Origin of the sequence: Pseudomonas sp. QTF5, assembly GCF_000512695.2 — a bacterium.
In the GTDB taxonomy this organism is placed as follows: domain Bacteria; phylum Pseudomonadota; class Gammaproteobacteria; order Pseudomonadales; family Pseudomonadaceae; genus Aquipseudomonas.
On the sequence record NZ_AZRW02000004.1, the window covers coordinates 100,337 to 119,114 of the forward strand.

Consider the following 18,778-nt stretch of genomic DNA (forward strand, 5'->3'; position numbering starts at 1 on the left):
AAGCCTCTGCGCGTCGCGCACTTTGACCATTAATTCAGGGACCCGGACATGGAACTGGTTGTAAAAAGCGTTAGCCCGGAAACGTTGAAGACCGCCACGCTGGTGGTCGCCGTCGGCGAAGGCCGCAAACTCGGCGCCGTTGCCAAACAACTCGACGAGCTGAGCGGTGGCACCATCAGTGCCGTGCTCAAGCGCGGCGACCTGGCCGGCAAAGTCGGCCAGAGCCTGTTGCTGCACAGCCTGCCTAACCTCAAGGCCGAGCGCGTGTTGCTGGTGGGCGTGGGCAAGGATGAAGAGCTGGGCGATCGCCCGTTCCGCAAAATCATCGCCGGCATCCTCAACACCCTTAAAGGCCTGGGCGGCAGCGATGCAGTGCTGGCCCTGGACGAAGTCGTGGTCAAAGGCCGCGACAGCTATGGCAAGACCCGCCTGTTGGCCGAAACTCTGGTGGACGGCGAGTACACCTTCGACCAGTTCAAGAGCCAGAAAGCCGACCCGCTCTCCCTGAAGAAAGTCACCCTGGTGACCATCAAGGCAGCACAGGCCGAAGTCGAACGCGCCGTGGCCCACGCCACCGCGATCGCCAATGGCATGGCCTTCACCCGTAACCTGGGCAACCTGCCGCCAAACATCTGCCACCCGACGTTCCTGGGCGAGCAAGCCAAGAACCTGGGCAAAGAATTCAAGAGCCTGAAAGTCGAAGTCCTCGATGAGAAGAAGATCAAGGACCTGGGCATGGGCTCGTTCTACGCCGTCGGCCAGGGCAGCGCCCAGCCACCGCGCCTGATCGTCATGCAGTACAACGGCGGCAAGAAATCCGAGAAGCCGTACGCACTGGTCGGCAAAGGCATCACCTTCGACACCGGCGGTATCAGCCTCAAGCCGGGCGCAGGCATGGACGAAATGAAGTACGACATGGGCGGCGCTGCCAGCGTATTCGGTACCCTGCGTGCCGTGCTCGAGCTGAAACTGCCGATCAACCTGGTATGCATCCTGGCCTGCGCCGAGAACATGCCGAGCGGCAACGCTTCGCGCCCGGGCGACATCGTTACCACCATGAGCGGCCAGACCGTGGAAATTCTCAACACCGACGCCGAAGGCCGTCTGGTGCTGTGCGATGCCCTGACCTACTCCGAACGCTTCAAGCCGCAAGCGGTAATCGACATCGCCACCCTGACCGGCGCTTGTGTCGTCGCACTGGGCTCCCACACGTCGGGCCTGCTGGGCAACAACGACGAGCTGATCGGACAACTGTTGAGCGCTGGCCAATCCGCCGACGACCGCGCCTGGCAACTGCCGCTGTTCGATGAATATCAAGAGCAGCTGGACAGCCCGTTCGCCGACATCGCCAACATTGGCGGCCCGAAAGCCGGCGCCATCACCGCTGCCTGCTTCCTGTCGCGTTTCACCAAGAACCTGAACTGGGCGCACCTGGACATCGCCGGCACGGCCTGGACCAGCGGCGGCAAGGACAAGGGCGCCACTGGCCGCCCGGTTCCCCTGCTGACCCAATACCTGCTGGACCGCGCCAAAGCCTGAAACCGATGAACCTGAGTGGCGTCACTTTCCGGTGACGCCACCCAAGGCTCAGGAACCGCAATGACCAAAGTCGACTTCTATATCCTGCCCAGCGCCGATCCTTCGGCACGGCTGGATTTCGCCTGCAAGCTCACCGAAAAAGCCTGGCGCATGGGCCACCGCATTTACCTGCATTGCAGCGATGCCGCCCAGCGTGATGACCTCGATGCGCGGTTGTGGGCCTTCAAGGGCGAAAGCTTCGTGCCCCACGGTCCCGCTGAAAGCGAGCCCGACGGTTTGATTGTCCTGGGTCTTGGCGATGACTGCGGTCAGCATCAGGATCTGCTGGTCAATCTCGACCTGAAAGTCCCGGCCTTCGCCAACAAATTCGCTCGGGTGGCGGAAGTGGTGGTGGAAGATCCGACGATTCGTTCGGCTGCGCGGGAGAGTTTCCGTTTCTACCGCGAACAGGGCTATCCTCTGCAAGATCACCGTTTACAGCGACTCTGAGCATTCCGATGGACACTCCAAAACCGCAGCAAAATTCCGCGCATCTGCTGGATGACCTCGAGTCGATCCGCCAACTGCTCGGCGATGACAACCTGCAACCGCCCTTGCTGACCGACACGGTCATTGAAGGTGATCAGGAACAGATCCCCATGCTGTTCGACACTGTCGGCAATGCGCCGCAACCGGTCGAAACAACACCACCGCCTGCTCCAGCCGCACAACCGTCGCCGGCCGCCAGCAAAGGCCCCGACGCCCTGCTGCACCTGGACAGCGAACTGCGCGCCGCCGCGCTATTGATCATGCAAGACGTGATCGACGACTTCGCCCCGCACATCGAAACCGAAATCAAACGCCGTCTTGATGCGCGGATGGAGCGGTTGTTGAGCCAGTACGAATAACCCTGAGTCGAGCGGGCTTCTGTGGCGAGGGAGCTTGCTCCCGCTCGGTTGCGAAGCAGCGCAAAGCCTGAACACGCGGAGTACCTGACACACCTGACTTGCTGATGTCGGGGCCGCTTCGCGCCCCAGCGGGAGCAAGCTCCCTCGCCACAGGCCCATTCCACACTTTGATCTGCGCCCTGTCCGCACCTGCTCGCCCTACGCCCCATGCCCCGCTATACTTGCCGGCTTTTCCTGAATAAATGCCAATAGGGTCCCGCCGCGCATGGATAAGACCTACCAGCCGCACGCCATTGAAACTTCCTGGTACAACACCTGGGAGTCTGAGAACTATTTCGCTCCGCAAGGCGCGGGTGATTCCTACACCATCATGATTCCGCCGCCGAACGTCACTGGCAGCCTGCACATGGGCCATGGCTTCAACAACGCAATCATGGACGCGCTGATCCGTTTCCGCCGCATGCAGGGTCGCAATACCCTGTGGCAGCCGGGCACCGACCACGCCGGTATCGCCACGCAAATGCTGGTGGAGCGTCAGCTCGAAGCCCAAGGCCAGAGCCGTCATGACCTGGGCCGCGAAAAATTCCTCGAAAAAGTCTGGGAATGGAAGGATCAGTCCGGCGGCAATATCAGCCGTCAGATCCGCCGTCTCGGTTCGTCCGTGGACTGGAGCCGTGAGCGCTTCACCATGGATGACGGTCTCTCGGAAGCGGTTAAAGAAGCGTTCGTACGCCTGCACGAAGACGGCCTGATCTACCGCGGCAAGCGTCTGGTCAACTGGGACACCAAGCTGCACACGGCGATTTCCGACCTCGAAGTGGAAAACCACGACGAGAAAGGTTTCCTGTGGAACCTGAAGTACCCGCTGGCCGACGGCGCCAAAACCGCTGAGGGCAACGATTACCTGATCGTCGCGACCACTCGCCCGGAAACCATGCTCGGCGACGCCGCCGTGGCCGTTAACCCGAACGATGAACGCTACAAAGCCCTGATCGGCAAATTTGTCGAGCTGCCGCTGGTTGGCCGCCGCATCCCGATCATCGCCGACGATTACTGCGATCCTGAATTCGGCACCGGTTGCGTGAAAATCACCCCGGCCCACGATTTCAACGACTACGAAGTCGGCAAGCGCCACAACCTGCCGCTGCTGAACATCTTCGACAAAAACGCCAATGTTCTGTCCGCAGCCCAGGTGTTCAACCTGGACGGCACGCTGAACACCGAAGTCGACGGCAAGCTTCCAGCCGAATACACCGGCCTGGACCGCTTCGAAGCGCGCAAGCAGATCGTGGCAGCGTTCGATGCCGCCGGCCTGCTGGTCAGCGTCGACGATCACGCCCTGAAAGTGCCGAAAGGCGACCGCTCCGGCACCATTATCGAGCCGTGGCTGACCGACCAGTGGTACGTCTCCACCAAGCCATTGGCCGAGCCGGCCATCGCTGCGGTTGAAGACGGCCGCATTCAGTTCGTGCCCAAGCAATACGAAAACATGTACTTCTCGTGGATGCGCGACATCCAGGATTGGTGCATCAGCCGTCAGCTGTGGTGGGGCCACCGGATTCCGGCCTGGTATGACGAGTCGGGCAAGGTCTATGTCGGTCGCGACGAAGCCGAAGTACGTGCCAAGAACAACCTCGGCCCGGACGTTGCGCTGCAACAGGACAACGACGTACTCGACACCTGGTTCAGTTCGGGCCTGTGGACTTTCTCCACACTCGGCTGGCCAGAGCAGACCGAATTCCTGAAAAAATTCCACTCCACCGACGTGCTGGTGACCGGTTTCGACATCATTTTCTTCTGGGTTGCCCGGATGATCATGCTCACCATGCACTTGGTGAAAAACGAAGACGGAACTCCGCAGGTTCCGTTCAAAACCGTTTATGTGCACGGCCTGGTACGTGATGGCCAGGGCCAGAAAATGTCCAAGTCCAAGGGCAACGTCCTGGACCCGCTGGACATCATCGACGGCATCGAACTGGAAGAGCTGGTGCAGAAACGCACCTCCGGCATGATGCAGCCGAAACTGGCGAAGAAGATCGAGAAGCAGACCCGTGACGAGTTCGCCGACGGCATCGCCAGCTACGGCACCGACGCCCTGCGCTTCACGTTCTGCTCGCTGGCATCGACCGGTCGCGACATCAAGTTCGACATGGGTCGCGTCGAAGGCTATCGCAACTTCTGCAACAAGATCTGGAACGCCGCGCGCTACGTGCTGGACAAGGGCGAAGACTGCGGTCAGAACGGCGAAGCCTACGAGCTGTCCCTGGCGGATCGCTGGATCATTTCGCAGCTGCAACGCACCGAAGCCGAAGTGACTCGTCAGCTCGATCAGTTCCGTTTCGACCTGGCTGCACAAGCCTTGTACGAGTTCATCTGGAACCAGTATTGCGACTGGTACCTGGAACTGTCCAAGCCTGTGCTGTGGGACGAAAATGCACCGGTCGAACGTCAGCGCGGCACCCGTCGCACACTGGTTCGAGTACTGGAAGTCGCGCTGCGTCTGGCGCACCCGTTCATGCCGTTCATCACCGAAGAAATCTGGCAGCGCGTCGCGCCGCTGGCCGGTATCGAAGGCAAGACGATCATGTTGCAACCTTGGCCAGTGGCCAACGAAGCACGCATCGATCAGGGCGCCGAAGACGACATCGAATGGCTCAAGGGCCTGATGCTCGGCACGCGTAACATCCGTGGCGAAATGAATATCGGTCCAGGCAAGCCGCTGAACCTGTTCCTGAAAAACGTCAGCGCCGAAGACCAGCGCCGTCTCACCGAGAACGAAGCCCTGCTGAAGAAGCTGGCGCGTCTGGAATCGATCACCGTTCTGAAGGCCGGCGAAGAAGCACCGCTGTCCGCCACCGCTCTGGTTGGCGAGATGGAAGTGCTGGTGCCCATGGCCGGCCTGATCGACAAGGACGCCGAACTGGCTCGCCTGGACAAAGAAATCCTGCGTCTGCAGGGCGAAGTTCAGCGAGTGGGCGGCAAGCTGTCCAACGCCGGTTTCGTTGACAAGGCCCCGGCCGAAGTCATCGAGAAGGAACGCGCCAAACTGGCTGAAGCTGAACAGGCTTTGGGCAAGCTGGCCGAGCAACATGCGCGGATTGCCAGTTTGTAACTGGTAAATCGCAATGAAAAAGGGAGGCCCATGAGGTCTCCCTTTTTTATGCCTGCCCCATTCTCCCAAACGCCGCAAATCCCCCTGTGGGAGCGGCAGTGCGACGATTCGACTTGCTCGCGAAGGCATTCCTACATCCAACATTCAAGTCGCCTGACACACCGCTTTCGCGAGCAAGCCCGCTCCCACATTTGAACAGCGTGACCTGCACGATGGGGATCGACACCGCTCCCACACTGGATGTGGGACAATACCCGCCACTTTTAGCCATACCCGAATCGACAACGCCCATGAACGCCCCCCGCACACCAAGACCTGCGCGCAAGAAGCCTGACTCCGCTACCCCGGCCAGAGCCGTGGAGCCCCGCGAGAAGGCCAGCCTGCATCCGCGCAATCGCCATCAGGGTCGTTACGACTTCCCGGCGCTGATCAAGAGCACGCCGGAACTGGCGAAGTTCGTGATCATCAACCCGTATGGCAAGGAAAGCATCGACTTCGCCAGCCCGGACGCGGTTCGGGTGTTCAACCGGGCGCTGCTCAAGTCGTTCTACGGCATTGCCCATTGGGACATCCCGGCTGATTACCTGTGCCCACCGGTTCCGGGCCGCGCCGACTATGTGCATTTCCTGGCCGACCTGCTGGCCAGCGTCAACGACGGCGAGATTCCTCGCGGTGCGCCGGTCAAGGTGCTCGATATCGGCATGGGCGCCAACTGCGTCTATCCATTGATCGGCTACAGCGACTACCGCTGGCACTTCCTCGGCTCGGAAATCGACCCGACGGCCGTGGCTGCCGCCAAAGCCATCGTGCAGTCCAACGGGCTGAACAAAGCTATCCAGCTGCGCCAGCAAAGCAATCCCAAGCACATTCTGCTGGGCCTGCTCGAACCCGGCGAACGCTTTGACCTGACCATGTGCAACCCGCCGTTCCACGCCTCGATGGACGAGGCAACCAAGGGCAGCGAGCGTAAATGGCGCGCACTGGGCCGCGCCGATCCGAAACGCAAACTGCCGGTGCTGAACTTCGGCGGCCAGTCCGCCGAACTGTGGTGTGAAGGTGGCGAAGCGCGGTTTGTGACGCAATTGATCGCCGAGAGTGCGCATTTCCAACACAAAGTGCTTTGGTTCAGCACCCTGGTCTCGAAAGCCTCGAACCTGCCTGCGATCCAGACGGCGCTGAAAAAGGCCGGCGTACTGGAAAGTCAGGTCGTGGAAATGTCTCAGGGGCAGAAGCAAAGCCGCTTCGTCGCCTGGACCTTCCAGACCAAATCCGAACAGCAGGTCTGGCGCGAACGTTGGGCGCGTAAAAGCTGAGTAACTGACCGACGTAGATCAACTGTGGGAGCGGCGGTGCGACGATTCGACTTGCTCGCGAAAGCGGTGTGTTAGTCGAATTCAATGGTGACTGACACACTGCCTTCGCGAGCAAGTCGAATCGTCGCACCGCCGCTCCCACATTGGTTTAGAGGTGTTGCAGGTCAATCGTCAAATCGCAGACACAAAAAAACCGTACCCGGATTGCTCCGGAGCACGGTTTTTTAACAAATCTTACTTGTTGACAGCGTCGGTCAGGCCTTTGGCTACAACCAGCTTGATCACTTTCTTGGCAGCGATTTCGATGGCAGCGCCAGTCGAAGGGTTGCGGCCGGTACGGGCAGGACGCTCAGTCACTTTCAGCTTGCCGATACCTGGCAGGGTGATTTCGCCGCCGTTTTCCAGCTGATCGGCAACGATTTGGCCCAGTTGGTCCAGAGCGTTACGCGCGGTGGTTTTTGGCGCGTCGATAGCTTCAGCGATGTCGGCGATCAGTTGGTCTTTAGTAAGAGCCATGTAATGTTCCTTCCCTATCAAATTCATATGGATTGCAGAGTGCAGTGTCAGCCATCGAGCCCGATCTTCTGGATCTGGCACCCTCGGCCATAACCACGACGAGTCGGGGTTATAGATACCGAAATCAGGGTTTGGTTCGACCTGACAAATGCTGAATGCACGCTTAACGCAGTGACTTCGCGTAAGACCGGGCAAAACTAGCACAGAGACGGGGAAATATCCGCCTCTAGCTACCCATTTGGTCAGCTTTATTGCTCTAAATCGGCAAAAAACTGCATAAGGGCCGTAGGACAGCTTCGAATTGCCCTTGGTACACGCCAAAACCAGTGGTTGCGGTACACTGGGCGCTTTTTCGGGGGAGCACGCCCTCCTCTCTTCAATCAGCCGAGAAGCCCATGCCGATCCGTCATTGCATCGTCCACCTGATCGACAAAAAACCCGACGGCACACCCGCAGTTCTTCATGCCCGCGATTCCGAACTGGCTGAGTCCAGCGCCATCGAGAACATGCTCGCCGACCTCAACGAGAGCTACAACGCCAAACAAGGCAAGGCCTGGGGGTTCTTCCATGCCGAGTCCGGGGCGCATCCGTTCAGCGGCTGGCTGAAGGAATACTTCGACGGTGGCAAAGATTTCACAGCCTTCAGCCGGGTGGCGGTGGAGCATCTGCAAAAGCTGATGGAAGAATCCAACCTGTCGGTCGGTGGCCATGTGCTGTTTGCGCATTACCAGCAAGGCATGACCGATTACCTCGCCATCGCCCTGCTGCACCACAGTGAAGGCGTGGCAGTGACCGATCAGCTGGATGTGACCCCTTCGCGACACCTGGATCTTGGCCAGTTGCACCTGGCGGCACGAATCAACGTCTCCGAGTGGCAGAACAACAAGCAGTCCAAGCAGTACATCTCGTTCATCAAAGGCAAGAACGGCAAAAAGGTTTCGGAGTACTTCCGCGACTTCATTGGCTGCCAGGAAGGCGTCGACGGCCCCGGCGAAACCCGCACCCTGCTCAAGGCCTTCAGTGACTTCGTCGAAAGCGAAGACCTGCCGGAAGAATCCGCACGCGAGAAGACCAAGACCCTGGTGGATTACGCCAGCAGCCAGGCAAAAATGGGCGAGCCCATGGGCCTGGAAGAATTGTCCGGGCTGATCGACGAAGAACGCCCGAAAGCCTTCTACGATCACATCCGCAATAAAGACTACGGCCTGTCGCCTGAGATCCCCGCGGACAAGCGCACCCTGAACCAGTTCCGCCGCTTCACCGGCCGCGCAGAGGGCTTGTCCATCAGCTTCGAAGCGCACCTGCTGGGCTCGAAGATCGAATACGACGAAGAGGCCGGCACGCTGATCATCAAAGGCCTGCCGACCCAATTGACCGACCAGCTCAAGCGACGCAACTGATGCTCGGCGGCGTGTTGAAGAAATGCCTGTTGATCTTGCTGGTGGTCGTTATTTACCAGAACTGGGGCAAGATCGAGCGGGTGTTTCACCCCTCGCAAGTGGTGTCCGGGCAGACCCAGGCCAAGGCCAACGTCGTGCTCTACGCCACCGAATGGTGCGGCTACTGCAAGCTGACCCGGCGCTTTCTCGACCAGAAGGGTATTCCGTACAAGGAATTCGATATCGAGAAGGATGCCCAGGCGCGCAAGGCCTATGAGGCGCTCGGAGGACGCGGGATTCCGCTGATCGATGTGAACGGGACGTTGATACGCGGGTATGACCCGGACAAGGTTCTTGCGGCGCTGAAATAACCATCAGTTTCACACAATCCTTGTGGCGAGGGAGCTTACTCCCGCTGGACTGCGCAGCAGGCCCAACGATCTTGTGAGCGCTGCGCACTCAAGCGGGAGCAAGCTCCCTCGCCACAGTCCGAAACCAACCCAATAATCCGCGATGTCAGGTTACTGCGCTTCGATGCGAAACCCGAACCGCGGAAAGTGCACATGCACAACGCCGGCCCGCTCGTCTTCGCGACGCAGAATCAATTCTTCGCTACCCGCATACAGCAATTCACCCGCCACGGGATCAACCCCATAATCGGTCGCAGCGATCACCACCTGCTGACCAACCTCGAACCCGTTTGGCTCCTCGAACTGCTCATCCGGCAACGCAGCCGGCGTGGCGTTGCGCGCGACCTCAAGCGCCTCCTCAGAAGTCATCTCGCTGAATGCGCCATGACCAAAGCCCATCACCCGGCCAAACCACGCTGACACAGCCGGATAAACATCTACCAGCGGTGAGGTCACGTGCGTCGCTTTGAGGAACCACAGCGAGTGAGCCAGTGCAAAGTCGCCAATAGATGGCTCGCCGAACAGGAAGTCGCCCTGTTCGCGCTGAAGCTGCTGCTCCAGGCGGGCCATGATCGTTGGCCACTGGTGCCGAGCCTGCTCGGCCGACAAGCGTGTGGCGCTGCCACCGCTGAACAAACCGGCGCGATCGGCCAGGAAGCCCTTGATCGCTTCCGGTGACAATTTACCGAAGCGCACTGCCACCGATGCTGGCTGGAATACCAGGCTGACCGCATGCTGGAACACCACCGAATCTGCCCATGCCGCGAAGGTTGCGGTGATCATTTCCTGGCCTTCCGGGAAGAACGCCGGCAAGGCTTTTTCCTGCTCCAGACGCCGTGCGATCAGCGCGGTGTCGCAATAGATATCAGCGCCAATCTGCAATACCGGCGTCTTGCGGTAGCCGCCGGTCAAAGACGTCAAATCAGGTTTGGGCATCACCGGCGAGATGTTCACCGAGCGCCAGGACAGCCCCTTGAAGCCCAGCAGCAAGCGGGCCTTTTCGGCGAAAGGGGACGTCGGGTAATGATGCAGAATCAACTCGGACATGCTCGGCTCCGCCGCTCGGATAAAGAGCCAGCAGCTTAGCGCGCAATCCGCAAGCGGCCTACCCATCTGCCTGATGGGCGCTTATCAGTCAGATTGATAAGCCTGCAGCCGCGCTCGCCACCAGACATTCCTTGGCGCTTTTCTTGAGTTTTTTGATCAGGCGTTCCTGGCGCAGTGCTTCGCTTTTGTCGCGACAGACTTCGGTGTAGACCAGTGCCACGGCCGGGCTCGACAGGAAGAAGCGCGCGCCTTTACCACTTTGGTGAGTAGCGAAGCGGCGGACGGGATCATCGCTGATCCCGCAATAGAGCGAACCATTGGCCGCGCGAACGAGGTAGACGAACCAGGGTTTGCTGACGGGCAGCGGCAGTTCGGCGGCAATGACGGAAGATTCGCTCGAGGTGTTCACGTGACGATCAAGGTTTATAGGAAAACAAGCCGCGATCTTATCAGCGACTGGCCTGGAATGCCTTCAGCCCCTTCAGCGCCTGAGCACGAACGGCGTTTCTCACCACCGGCGTCCAGCCCAACAACAACCCTTTGAAACCCAGCGCCTGACGCGACCAGCGCCACAGATCAAAGTTGTCGTGATGCTCGCAGATCTTGCCATCGCGAAACACGAAACGTGCCTGGATATCGTTGACCACGGTATTGCCGGTCTGGCTGAACAGATAGGTCGCCACCCAATGGGCACCACCGGTGCGTTCATCGCTGCGCACGTTATCGAAGGTCAGGGAGAAGTCCTTGGCCCGGGTGGTGAGCATGCGCCACATGTCGCCGGCATCGCGCCCGCGCAGTTCGCCGAAGGCCGGATCACTGAACACCACGTCGTCGGTGTAGCAGGCGCTCATGGCCTCGGCATCCAGCCGCTGGAAGGCTTGGTAGAACCGGGTGATCAAGGCGTTGTGGGCATCACTCATGGACAGGTTCCCTCTGGATGTGCAAATAGATGCACAAAGTGGCTTCGAAAGATTGCCTGCACGATAGTCAACAAATGCGAGGAACACTATCGGCATTCGTGGCCCGAATACCGACAGTGCGCAGAACGTCAGACTCTCTCGCTTTGAACCTGAACGTACAACGAACGCCCGGCACCGAGGCCGGCGATGATCGCGCCGAGGCCGATGACACCGAAGATCCAGCCCAGGGCGTTCCAGCCGCCGGTCCAGTCATGTACCACGCCGACCGCGAACGGCCCCATGGACGCCAGGGTGTAACCGAAGCCCTGAGCCATGCTCGACAGGTTGGCCGCGACATGGGCATCCCGCGAGCGCAGCACGATCAGGGTCAACGCCAGGCTGAACGTGGCGCCCTGCCCCAACCCCAGCAAAATCGCCCAGCCCCACAAGCCGTCGATTGGTGCATAGAGGCAACCGAACAAACCGCCGAGAGTCATTGCCATGACGATCACGATCGCCAGCCGCTGATCCTTGCCACGCGTCGCCAGCCAGGGTGCTGCCAGCGAGCTGATCAACTGGACAATCACCGAACCCGACAACACCAGACCGGCCTGGGTGGGTGTCAGACCACGGCCGATCAGAATCGACGGCAGCCAGCCAAACACGATGTAGGCCAAAGACGATTGCAGGCCCATGTACAAGGTCACTTGCCAGGCCAGCGGATCACGCAGTAGCCCTCGAACCCGATAGGCAACATGGTGCGCGCCGTGTTTCTGGCCGACTTGCGGCAACCAGAAAATCGCCGCGACCAACGCTGGAACCACCCAGAAGCCGAGGCCCAAGGCCCAGCTTTTGTCGAAATGTTCACTCAACGGCACAGTCGCGCCAGCCGCCATGGCCGCGCCCAGGCACAGAGCCATGGTGTAGACGCCGGTCATGGTGCCGGCCTGTTTCGGGAAATCGCGTTTAACAATGCCGGGCAGCAGCACGCCGATCACCCCAATGCTGGCGCCGGCCAGCACACTGCCGGCGAACAGACCGATCTCGCCGAACGAACTGCGCAAAATGATCCCGCCGGCCAGCATCAGAAGAATCCCCAACACCACTCGCTCGGCACCAAAACGTCGCGCCAGCACCGGCGCCAATGGCGCGAACAGACCGAGGCAGAGTACCGGCAAGGTCGTCAGCAAACCGGCCTGGGCAGCCGATAACCCCAGCGTCTTCGAAATCTCGCTGAGTATCGGCGCCATGCTCGACAACGCCGGACGCAGGTTCAGCGCCACCAGAATCAGACCGAGCAACAGCAACCATGGCCGCTGAAGGACCGGGGGAGTTTGCTGAACCTGTTCGTCGTCGGCCTCGGCGTCGATCAACAGCTCTTCGAGCTCCGCCTTGCGCTTGTGCTCAGTGATGCTGCTGTTGCTGGCCTGCTGGGTGGACATGGAATTCTCGGTTTCAAGGTTCATTGATCAACTGCCTCGACAGGGCTTTAGCCCGTTCCGGGTCGCGTTGCTCCACGGCGTCGAGCAGTTCGACATGAAGGTCGAACACCGCTTGGCGTCGGGGTGAGATGTTCAGGGTCTGGCGCAAGTGCGCGCCGACGATGCTGGAGAAGTAGCGATACAGCTCGCTGAGGGTCGGGTTGTGCGCCGCATCCACCAGTCGACGGTGAAACACCAGATCGCAAGCAATGTAGGTGTCGAGATCGCCGTGGTAGTGACTGCCACTGACATCTAGTGCCTCGCGCAATGCAACCAGGTCTTCATCAGTGCGGCGTAACGCGGCCAGGCCAATGGCTTCGACTTCCAGAATGTGTCGGGTTTCCCGAGCCTGTTCCTGAGTACAACGGGACAGCGCCTTCATGGTATCCAGCGGATCGACCACTGCACGCAGATAGCTGCCGTCGCCCTGACGAATCTCGATCAACCCGGAAAAGGCCAACACGCGCATGGCTTCGCGCACGGTATTGCGGCTGATACCCAGCTCAGTCGCCAGTTCTGGCTCGGTGGGCAAACGCTGGCCGACCGTCCAGAGACCTTGATTGATGCGCAGGCGTAACTGATCCAGAGCCTGATCGACCAGGGATCGTTTAATTAATGGAGAAATGTCTGACATAGGATTCGCCCTTTCATCCAATCATAGGATGAATTTCCTGACATGTTAGTCAGCTCCGCGTAGGACGGCAACCGCCTACGGTCAGAGAGAGGGAATGGAGCGGGATTTTCGATTAGTCAAAATTACCCTTTAAGGGTAATTTCTGGGATAGGGTTCACGGTTTCTTATGGAAAAGAACACACCCCACTACAACTTGTCGGTGATCAAGGCGGATGTCAGGCGACTCGGAAGAAAAGCATTCACCAAGACCGCAGAAAAAACCGGCATGGATCTCGGCTTTAGCATCAGAGAGATGCAAGAGATCGTTTTCGAGTTGCAAAACAAGATGTTGTACAAATCGATGACCAGCCATGACGATTATCGAATCTGGCAGGACGTGTATCACATCAATTCACAAGATCTGGAGATTTACATCAAGGTGACGTACCGCCCTGCCGGTGGCCCACCGGTAATCTCCTTCAAGGAGAAAAACCCATGAAAACCCAGCAATGTTTCAGCTGCGGTGCACGTGAGGGAATGAGGCATTTCGAGGGGCGCGGCGAAACCCTGAGTGTCAAAGGCATGGAGCGCCGTGTAGATGATCTTTCTGGCTGGGAATGCCAGCAGTGCGGGGAAGTCGAGTGGGACCCCGATAGTGCAGAGCGTTATGGGGAAGCAGGTGACGCGCTAGTCATTGCTGCCCGGCAAATGATCGGCGCCGAGATGAAGCGCATCCGCCGCAAGTTGCACCTTACGCAAAAAGAAACGGTGCAACTGCTGTCAGGCGGGGGGCACAACGCGTTTTCACGGTACGAACGCGGCGAAGTACTTCCGCCGAAGGCGTTGATGCTACTAATGCGCCTGCTGGATCGCTACCCGCATTTGCTCGTCGATGCGAAAGCCTTGGGCGAAGGGGCGGATTTGAGGGGGGGGTTCAAATTTACTGAGCACAAGGAACATGAAACCCTCACCGTTTCCTGAGCCACAAAAAAAAAAAAACAAACCCGGCACCAGGCCGGGTTTGTTTTATGAACCTCATCCCCGCATCAATGCAGGATCTGGCTCAGGAACAGCTTCGTACGCTCGTTCTGCGGGTTGTCGAAGAAGTCGTTAGGCGCAGCCTGTTCGACGATTTCACCCTTGTCCATGAAGATCACGCGGTTGGCCACGGTACGGGCGAAGCCCATTTCGTGGGTTACGCAGAGCATGGTCATGCCGTCTTCGGCCAAGCCGATCATGGTGTCCAGAACCTCTTTCACCATCTCTGGGTCGAGTGCCGAAGTCGGTTCGTCGAACAGCATGATTTTCGGTTTCATGCACAAGGCACGGGCAATCGCCACACGCTGTTGCTGACCGCCAGACAGTTGCCCCGGGTATTTATGCGCCTGCTCCGGAATGCGTACGCGCTCCAGGTAATGCATGGCGATTTCTTCGGCCTTGCGCTTGGGCATCTTGCGCACCCACATCGGTGCCAGCGTGCAGTTTTGCAGGATGGTCAGGTGCGGGAACAGGTTGAAGTGCTGGAACACCATGCCGACTTCGCGGCGGATCGCTTCGATCTGCTTGAGGTCGTTGGTCAGTTCCACACCATCGACCACGATACGGCCCTGCTGGTGTTCTTCCAGACGATTGAGGCAACGGATGGTGGTGGATTTGCCGGAACCCGACGGGCCGCACAAAACGATACGCTCGCCCTGCTTGACGTTCAGGTTGATGTCTTTCAACACGTGGAACTGGCCGTACCACTTGTTCACACCCTGCATCTGAATAATGCCTTCAGGGCTCACAGGCTGTTTGATCGCTTCACTCATAAACTACGCTCCTAACGCTTGTGGCCAGTGTCCAGCTTACGTTCCAAATGCATGGAGTAGCGGGACATACCAAAACAGAAAATCCAGAACACCAGGGCCGCGAACACATAGCCTTCAGTGGCCATGCCCAGCCATTTCGGGTCGGCGGCGGCTTGCTTGACGCTGTTGAGCAAGTCGAACAGGCCGATGATGATCACCAGGCTCGTGTCCTTGAACAGCGCAATGAAGGTGTTGACGATGCCAGGGATCACCAGCTTCAGGGCTTGCGGCAGAATCACCAGGCCCATGCTGCGCCAGTAACCGAGGCCCATCGCTGCAGCCGCTTCGTACTGACCTTTGGGGATCGCTTGCAGACCGCCACGCACCACTTCAGCGATGTAGGCCGACTGGAACAGGATCACGCCGATCAGCGCCCGCAGCAGTTTGTCGAAGTTCATGCCTTCGGGCAGGAACAACGGCAACATCACCGAAGACATGAACAGCACCGTGATCAACGGCACGCCGCGCCAGAATTCGATGAAGGTCACGCAGACCACGCGAATCGCCGGCATGTTCGAACGCCGGCCCAAAGCCAGAACGATACCCAGCGGCAATGCGCCGACGATACCAACGGTAGCGATCACCAGGGTCAGCATCAGGCCGCCCCACTGGCTGGTCGGCACTTCGGTCAGACCAAACCAGCCACCGTGCAACAAGGTGTAGGAAATGATCGGATAGAGCACCAGAAAGCTCAGCCCATAGACCGCTTTGCGCGGGAAGCGCGAGATGAACAACGGCGCCACACCAATCACCGCCAGCCATACGGTCAGGTCCACGCGCCAGCGCAAGTCCACCGGGTAGTAGCCATACATGAACTGGCCGAAGCGCTGCTGGATGAACACCCAGCAGGCGCCCTCCTTGGTGCAATCGGCGCGGGTGGTACCGACCCAATTGGCGTCGAGAATCGCCCAGCTCACGATCTGGGGAACGACCAGATAAATCAGATAGAACGCGAACAGCGTCAGCAGGGTATTGATCCAGCTGGAGAACATGTGCGCCCGCATCCACGCCACGATACCGATGCTGCTGCTCGGTGGTGGCATGTCGGGTTTGAAAGTATGAGTCGTCATGCGCTTTTCCTTACCGCTCGATCAGCGCAATGCGCTTGTTGTACCAGTTCATCAGCAGGGAAATGCTGATACTGATCGCCAGGTACACGCTCATGGTGATGGCAATGACTTCGATCGCCTGCCCGGTCTGGTTCAGCACCGTACCGGCAAACAACGACACCATCTCCGGATAACCGATACCGGCCGCCAGCGAGGAGTTCTTCGCCAGGTTCAGGTATTGGCTGGTCAGCGGCGGAATGATCACGCGCAGGGCTTGCGGGATGATCACCTTGCGCAGGGTCGGACCGTTGCGCAATCCCAACGAGTGGGCCGCTTCGGTCTGGCCGTGGCTGACCGACTTGATACCCGAACGCACGATTTCGGCAATGAACGCCGCGGTGTACACGGTCAGCGCCAAGGTCAGCGCCAGCAGTTCCGGGATCAATACCCAGCCACCGACGAAGTTGAAGCCTTGCAGCGTCGGCAATTCCCAGTGCAGCGGCGCGCCGAAGATCAAGGCGCACAGTGCAGGGATCACCAGGAGCAGCGCCAGGCCGACCCAGAATTTGTGGAACGGTACGCCGGTCGCTTCGAAACGCTTGTTGGCCCAGCGGCACATCAGCACGATCGCGACAATGGTCACGACGATGCTTGCCACAAACGGCCAGAAACCGTCTGCCGCCAACGCTGCCGGCATGTTGAGACCACGGCTGCTGACGAAGAAGGTATCGCCGAAGTTATGGCTGTTACGTGGCCCTGGCATGGTCAGGAACACCGCGAAGTACCAGAACAGGATTTGCAGCAGCGGCGGAATGTTACGGAAGACCTCTACATAAACTGTCGCCAGCTTGGCAATGATCCAGTTCTTCGAAAGCCGTGCCACACCGATGATGAAACCGAGGAGCGTCGCCAGAATCACGCCGATGAAGGTCACCAGCAATGTGTTGAGCAAGCCGATGACAAACACCCGGGCATAACTGTCCGATTCGGTGTAGTCGATCAGATGCTGAGCGATGCCGAAACCGGCACTGCGCTCAAGGAAGTCGAAACCCGAGGTGATGCCCCGGTGCTGGAGGTTGGTTTGCGTGTTATCGAACAAAAACCAGCCCAGCGAGACCACCGCCACAATGGTGATGATCTGGAATACCCACGCACGCACTCGTGGATCGCTGAGGCTGAGCCTCTGCTTTGGTGCGCCGATTGAATTTTGCATGAAGTGCCCCGGAAATAATGGAACAGAACATCACCCGGCAGTTGGCCCGCCGGGTGATAGAACCATCAGCGCACTGGTGGTGCGTATTGAATGCCGCCAGCGTTCCACAGAGCGTTCAGCCCGCGGTCGATTTCCAGCGGAGTTTTCTTGCCGAGGTTCTTCTCGAACACTTCGCCGTAGTTACCGACTTGCTTGATGATCTGGACGACCCAGTCTTTCTTCACTTTCAAGTCTTTGCCGTACTCACCGTCAGAGCCCAGCATACGAGCGACGTCCGGGTTCTTGGTGGCTTTGGCTTCGGCTTCGACGTTCGCCGAAGTGATACCTGCTTCTTCAGCGTTGAGCATGGCGTAGCCAGTCCAGCGCACGATAGCCAGCCACTCGTCGTCGCCATTACGCACGACCGGACCCAGCGGCTCTTTGGAGATGGTTTCCGGCAGAACCACGTAGTCCTTCGGCGAGGCCAGCTTGCTGCGCTGGGCGAACAGTTGGGACTTGTCGGAGGTCAGTACGTCGCAACGACCGGATTCCAGCGACTTGGCGCTTTCGTCGGAGGTGTCGAAGGTGATCGGGGTGTATTTCAGACCGTTGCCGCGGAAGTAGTCGGAAACGTTCAGCTCAGTGGTGGTACCGGCCTGGATGCAGATGGTCGCGCCATCCAGCTCTTTGGCGCTCTTGACGCCCAGCTTGTTGTTTACCAGGAAGCCGATGCCGTCGTAGTAAGTGATGAAGCCAGGAAACTTCAGGCCCATGCCCGCGTCACGGGAACTGGTCATGGTGGTGTTACGCGACAAAATGTCGATTTCACCGGACTGCAGCGCGGTGAAGCGTTCTTTGGCGTTCAACTGGCTGAATTTGACCTTGGTCGCATCACCGAAAACGGCAGCGGCCACAGCACGGCAGAAGTCAGCGTCGATACCGACGATCTTGCCAGTGGAGTCCGGAACCGAGAAACCCGGCAGACCGTCACTTACACCGCACTGTACGAAACCCTTCTTCTGTACTGCATCCAGGGTTGCACCCGCCTGAGCGAACCCACTGACACCGAGCACTGCGGCTGCAGTCACGACGGCCAGGGTGGATTTCAACATCTTCATTCAAACCTCCAGTTTTGCTCTTGTTGTGTCGGAGCTTGAGCCCTGTCGCACCCTTATGAGGCGTTGTTGACCCGTGTTGGCTTTTTTTAGGGTCAACCGACGCAGGACCGTCGCTATGAGTCTAGTAGGAGAAAATCCACATCATGGACAACTCCCTTCTCACCAATCGGCCGAACGGGCGGTAGCCCTTTCACGTTCGCGAAGCCCGTAGCGGCCACTGGCGAACATCCATCACCGGATTCTTTGCTATCCCACGACCAGCCTTACACTGATAGTGTTACCGCAGGCATGAGATTAGTTGCACCGGTTTCCCCATAGCAAGGCCCGTACCAGACCGCTCGCTAAAGCGATTAAGCGACAGGTCAATAGCAAA

At 59.0% G+C, this 18,778-nt stretch carries 19 protein-coding genes; 9 read left to right on the top strand and 10 right to left on the bottom strand.

The annotated features are described in order from the left end of the window. Positions 1 to 48 precede the first annotated feature (48 nt). From IC37_RS04620 to rlmF, 5 genes are all read left to right on the top strand, one after another. Positions 49 to 1,539, top strand: coding sequence for a leucyl aminopeptidase (locus IC37_RS04620; protein ID WP_030129796.1), 1,491 nt, complete (start codon positions 49 to 51; stop codon positions 1,537 to 1,539). A 60-nt stretch (positions 1,540 to 1,599) separates the two neighbouring features. Then, positions 1,600 to 2,028, top strand: coding sequence for a DNA polymerase III subunit chi (locus IC37_RS04625; RefSeq protein ID WP_030129795.1), 429 nt, complete (start codon positions 1,600 to 1,602; stop codon positions 2,026 to 2,028). An 8-nt stretch (positions 2,029 to 2,036) separates the two neighbouring features. After that, positions 2,037 to 2,426: a hypothetical protein gene (locus IC37_RS04630; RefSeq protein ID WP_008072054.1), complete on the top strand. Its 390-nt coding sequence runs from the start codon at positions 2,037 to 2,039 to the stop codon at positions 2,424 to 2,426. Positions 2,427 to 2,691: 265 nt separating this feature from the next. Continuing rightward, a complete protein-coding gene (locus IC37_RS04640; protein WP_030129794.1) occupies positions 2,692 to 5,538 on the top strand; it encodes a valine--tRNA ligase in 2,847 nt (948 codons plus the stop codon). 290 nt (positions 5,539 to 5,828) lie between these two features. After that, positions 5,829 to 6,851, top strand: a complete 1,023-nt coding sequence (gene rlmF / locus IC37_RS04645; RefSeq protein WP_030129793.1) for a 23S rRNA (adenine(1618)-N(6))-methyltransferase RlmF — start codon at positions 5,829 to 5,831, stop codon at positions 6,849 to 6,851. A gap of 234 nt (positions 6,852 to 7,085) precedes the next feature. On the opposite strand, the gene IC37_RS04650 is transcribed toward rlmF, so the two are convergent. Continuing rightward, positions 7,086 to 7,367, bottom strand: coding sequence for an HU family DNA-binding protein (locus IC37_RS04650; protein WP_007905514.1), 282 nt, complete (start codon positions 7,365 to 7,367; stop codon positions 7,086 to 7,088). A 395-nt stretch (positions 7,368 to 7,762) separates the two neighbouring features. Here IC37_RS04650 and yejK point away from each other — a divergent pair, with 395 nt between their 5' ends. After that, positions 7,763 to 8,767, top strand: coding sequence for a nucleoid-associated protein YejK (yejK, locus tag IC37_RS04655; protein ID WP_030129792.1), 1,005 nt, complete (start codon positions 7,763 to 7,765; stop codon positions 8,765 to 8,767). Continuing rightward, positions 8,767 to 9,117: a glutaredoxin family protein gene (locus tag IC37_RS04660; protein WP_030129791.1), complete on the top strand. Its 351-nt coding sequence runs from the start codon at positions 8,767 to 8,769 to the stop codon at positions 9,115 to 9,117. The genes yejK and IC37_RS04660 overlap by 1 nt, the downstream gene beginning before the upstream one ends. A gap of 150 nt (positions 9,118 to 9,267) precedes the next feature. Here IC37_RS04660 and IC37_RS04665 read toward each other — a convergent pair whose 3' ends face one another. The 5 genes from IC37_RS04665 to IC37_RS04685 form a co-directional block, all read right to left on the bottom strand. Beyond that, complete coding sequence (locus IC37_RS04665) at positions 9,268 to 10,203, bottom strand: glutathione S-transferase family protein (RefSeq protein WP_030129790.1); 936 nt, start codon at positions 10,201 to 10,203, stop codon at positions 9,268 to 9,270. 88 nt (positions 10,204 to 10,291) lie between these two features. Then, on the bottom strand, positions 10,292 to 10,612 hold the full coding sequence (locus tag IC37_RS04670; protein WP_030129789.1) for a GIY-YIG nuclease family protein: 321 nt from the start codon (positions 10,610 to 10,612) through the stop codon (positions 10,292 to 10,294). Between the two features lie 40 nt (positions 10,613 to 10,652). Continuing rightward, complete coding sequence (locus tag IC37_RS04675; protein WP_030129788.1) at positions 10,653 to 11,123, bottom strand: nuclear transport factor 2 family protein; 471 nt, start codon at positions 11,121 to 11,123, stop codon at positions 10,653 to 10,655. Between the two features lie 128 nt (positions 11,124 to 11,251). Beyond that, the gene (locus IC37_RS04680; protein ID WP_030129787.1) at positions 11,252 to 12,568 is read right to left on the bottom strand and encodes a CynX/NimT family MFS transporter; all 1,317 of its coding nucleotides are present in this window, start codon (positions 12,566 to 12,568) and stop codon (positions 11,252 to 11,254) included. Then, a complete protein-coding gene (locus tag IC37_RS04685) occupies positions 12,558 to 13,217 on the bottom strand; it encodes a FadR/GntR family transcriptional regulator (RefSeq protein WP_030129786.1) in 660 nt (219 codons plus the stop codon). Before IC37_RS04685 ends, IC37_RS04680 begins: the two co-directional genes overlap by 11 nt. Before the next feature lie 166 nt (positions 13,218 to 13,383). Here IC37_RS04685 and IC37_RS04690 point away from each other — a divergent pair, with 166 nt between their 5' ends. Both IC37_RS04690 and IC37_RS04695 read left to right on the top strand, forming a co-directional pair. After that, positions 13,384 to 13,695, top strand: a complete 312-nt coding sequence (locus IC37_RS04690) for a type II toxin-antitoxin system MqsR family toxin (protein ID WP_030129785.1) — start codon at positions 13,384 to 13,386, stop codon at positions 13,693 to 13,695. Beyond that, positions 13,692 to 14,177, top strand: a complete 486-nt coding sequence (locus IC37_RS04695; protein ID WP_030129784.1) for a type II toxin-antitoxin system MqsA family antitoxin — start codon at positions 13,692 to 13,694, stop codon at positions 14,175 to 14,177. Before IC37_RS04690 ends, IC37_RS04695 begins: the two co-directional genes overlap by 4 nt. A 65-nt stretch (positions 14,178 to 14,242) precedes the next feature. Here the strand turns inward: IC37_RS04695 and IC37_RS04700 are convergent, their stop codons facing one another. The 4 genes from IC37_RS04700 to IC37_RS04715 form a co-directional block, all read right to left on the bottom strand. After that, the gene (locus IC37_RS04700; RefSeq protein WP_008053474.1) at positions 14,243 to 15,007 is read right to left on the bottom strand and encodes an amino acid ABC transporter ATP-binding protein; all 765 of its coding nucleotides are present in this window, start codon (positions 15,005 to 15,007) and stop codon (positions 14,243 to 14,245) included. 11 nt (positions 15,008 to 15,018) lie between these two features. Next, positions 15,019 to 16,116, bottom strand: a complete 1,098-nt coding sequence (locus IC37_RS04705; protein ID WP_030129783.1) for an amino acid ABC transporter permease — start codon at positions 16,114 to 16,116, stop codon at positions 15,019 to 15,021. Between the two features lie 10 nt (positions 16,117 to 16,126). Next, positions 16,127 to 17,308 carry an amino acid ABC transporter permease gene (locus IC37_RS04710; RefSeq protein ID WP_030129782.1) on the bottom strand — a complete coding sequence of 394 codons (1,182 nt, stop codon included), beginning with the start codon at positions 17,306 to 17,308 and terminating at the stop codon, positions 16,127 to 16,129. Positions 17,309 to 17,373: 65 nt separating this feature from the next. Continuing rightward, positions 17,374 to 18,405: an amino acid ABC transporter substrate-binding protein gene (locus tag IC37_RS04715; RefSeq protein WP_030129781.1), complete on the bottom strand. Its 1,032-nt coding sequence runs from the start codon at positions 18,403 to 18,405 to the stop codon at positions 17,374 to 17,376. Between the last annotated feature and the right edge of the window lie 373 nt (positions 18,406 to 18,778).

What these genes read in the sequence shown, in the direction of transcription:
- IC37_RS04640 (WP_030129794.1), top strand. Translation starts at nt 2,692, where the DNA reads ATGGATAAGACCTACCAGCCGCACGCCATTGAAACTTCCTGGTACAAC.
- IC37_RS04700 (WP_008053474.1), bottom strand. Translation starts at nt 15,007, where the DNA reads ATGAGTGAAGCGATCAAACAGCCTGTGAGCCCTGAAGGCATTATTCAG.
- IC37_RS04660 (WP_030129791.1), top strand. Translation starts at nt 8,767, where the DNA reads ATGCTCGGCGGCGTGTTGAAGAAATGCCTGTTGATCTTGCTGGTGGTC.
- IC37_RS04620 (WP_030129796.1), top strand. Translation starts at nt 49, where the DNA reads ATGGAACTGGTTGTAAAAAGCGTTAGCCCGGAAACGTTGAAGACCGCC.
- IC37_RS04705 (WP_030129783.1), bottom strand. Translation starts at nt 16,116, where the DNA reads ATGACGACTCATACTTTCAAACCCGACATGCCACCACCGAGCAGCAGC.
- IC37_RS04690 (WP_030129785.1), top strand. Translation starts at nt 13,384, where the DNA reads ATGGAAAAGAACACACCCCACTACAACTTGTCGGTGATCAAGGCGGAT.
- IC37_RS04685 (WP_030129786.1), bottom strand. Translation starts at nt 13,217, where the DNA reads ATGTCAGACATTTCTCCATTAATTAAACGATCCCTGGTCGATCAGGCT.
- IC37_RS04665 (WP_030129790.1), bottom strand. Translation starts at nt 10,203, where the DNA reads ATGTCCGAGTTGATTCTGCATCATTACCCGACGTCCCCTTTCGCCGAA.
- IC37_RS04710 (WP_030129782.1), bottom strand. Translation starts at nt 17,308, where the DNA reads ATGCAAAATTCAATCGGCGCACCAAAGCAGAGGCTCAGCCTCAGCGAT.
- rlmF (WP_030129793.1), top strand. Translation starts at nt 5,829, where the DNA reads ATGAACGCCCCCCGCACACCAAGACCTGCGCGCAAGAAGCCTGACTCC.
- IC37_RS04650 (WP_007905514.1), bottom strand. Translation starts at nt 7,367, where the DNA reads ATGGCTCTTACTAAAGACCAACTGATCGCCGACATCGCTGAAGCTATC.
- IC37_RS04695 (WP_030129784.1), top strand. Translation starts at nt 13,692, where the DNA reads ATGAAAACCCAGCAATGTTTCAGCTGCGGTGCACGTGAGGGAATGAGG.
- IC37_RS04625 (WP_030129795.1), top strand. Translation starts at nt 1,600, where the DNA reads ATGACCAAAGTCGACTTCTATATCCTGCCCAGCGCCGATCCTTCGGCA.
- IC37_RS04680 (WP_030129787.1), bottom strand. Translation starts at nt 12,568, where the DNA reads ATGAACCTTGAAACCGAGAATTCCATGTCCACCCAGCAGGCCAGCAAC.
- yejK (WP_030129792.1), top strand. Translation starts at nt 7,763, where the DNA reads ATGCCGATCCGTCATTGCATCGTCCACCTGATCGACAAAAAACCCGAC.
- IC37_RS04715 (WP_030129781.1), bottom strand. Translation starts at nt 18,405, where the DNA reads ATGAAGATGTTGAAATCCACCCTGGCCGTCGTGACTGCAGCCGCAGTG.
- IC37_RS04675 (WP_030129788.1), bottom strand. Translation starts at nt 11,123, where the DNA reads ATGAGTGATGCCCACAACGCCTTGATCACCCGGTTCTACCAAGCCTTC.
- IC37_RS04630 (WP_008072054.1), top strand. Translation starts at nt 2,037, where the DNA reads ATGGACACTCCAAAACCGCAGCAAAATTCCGCGCATCTGCTGGATGAC.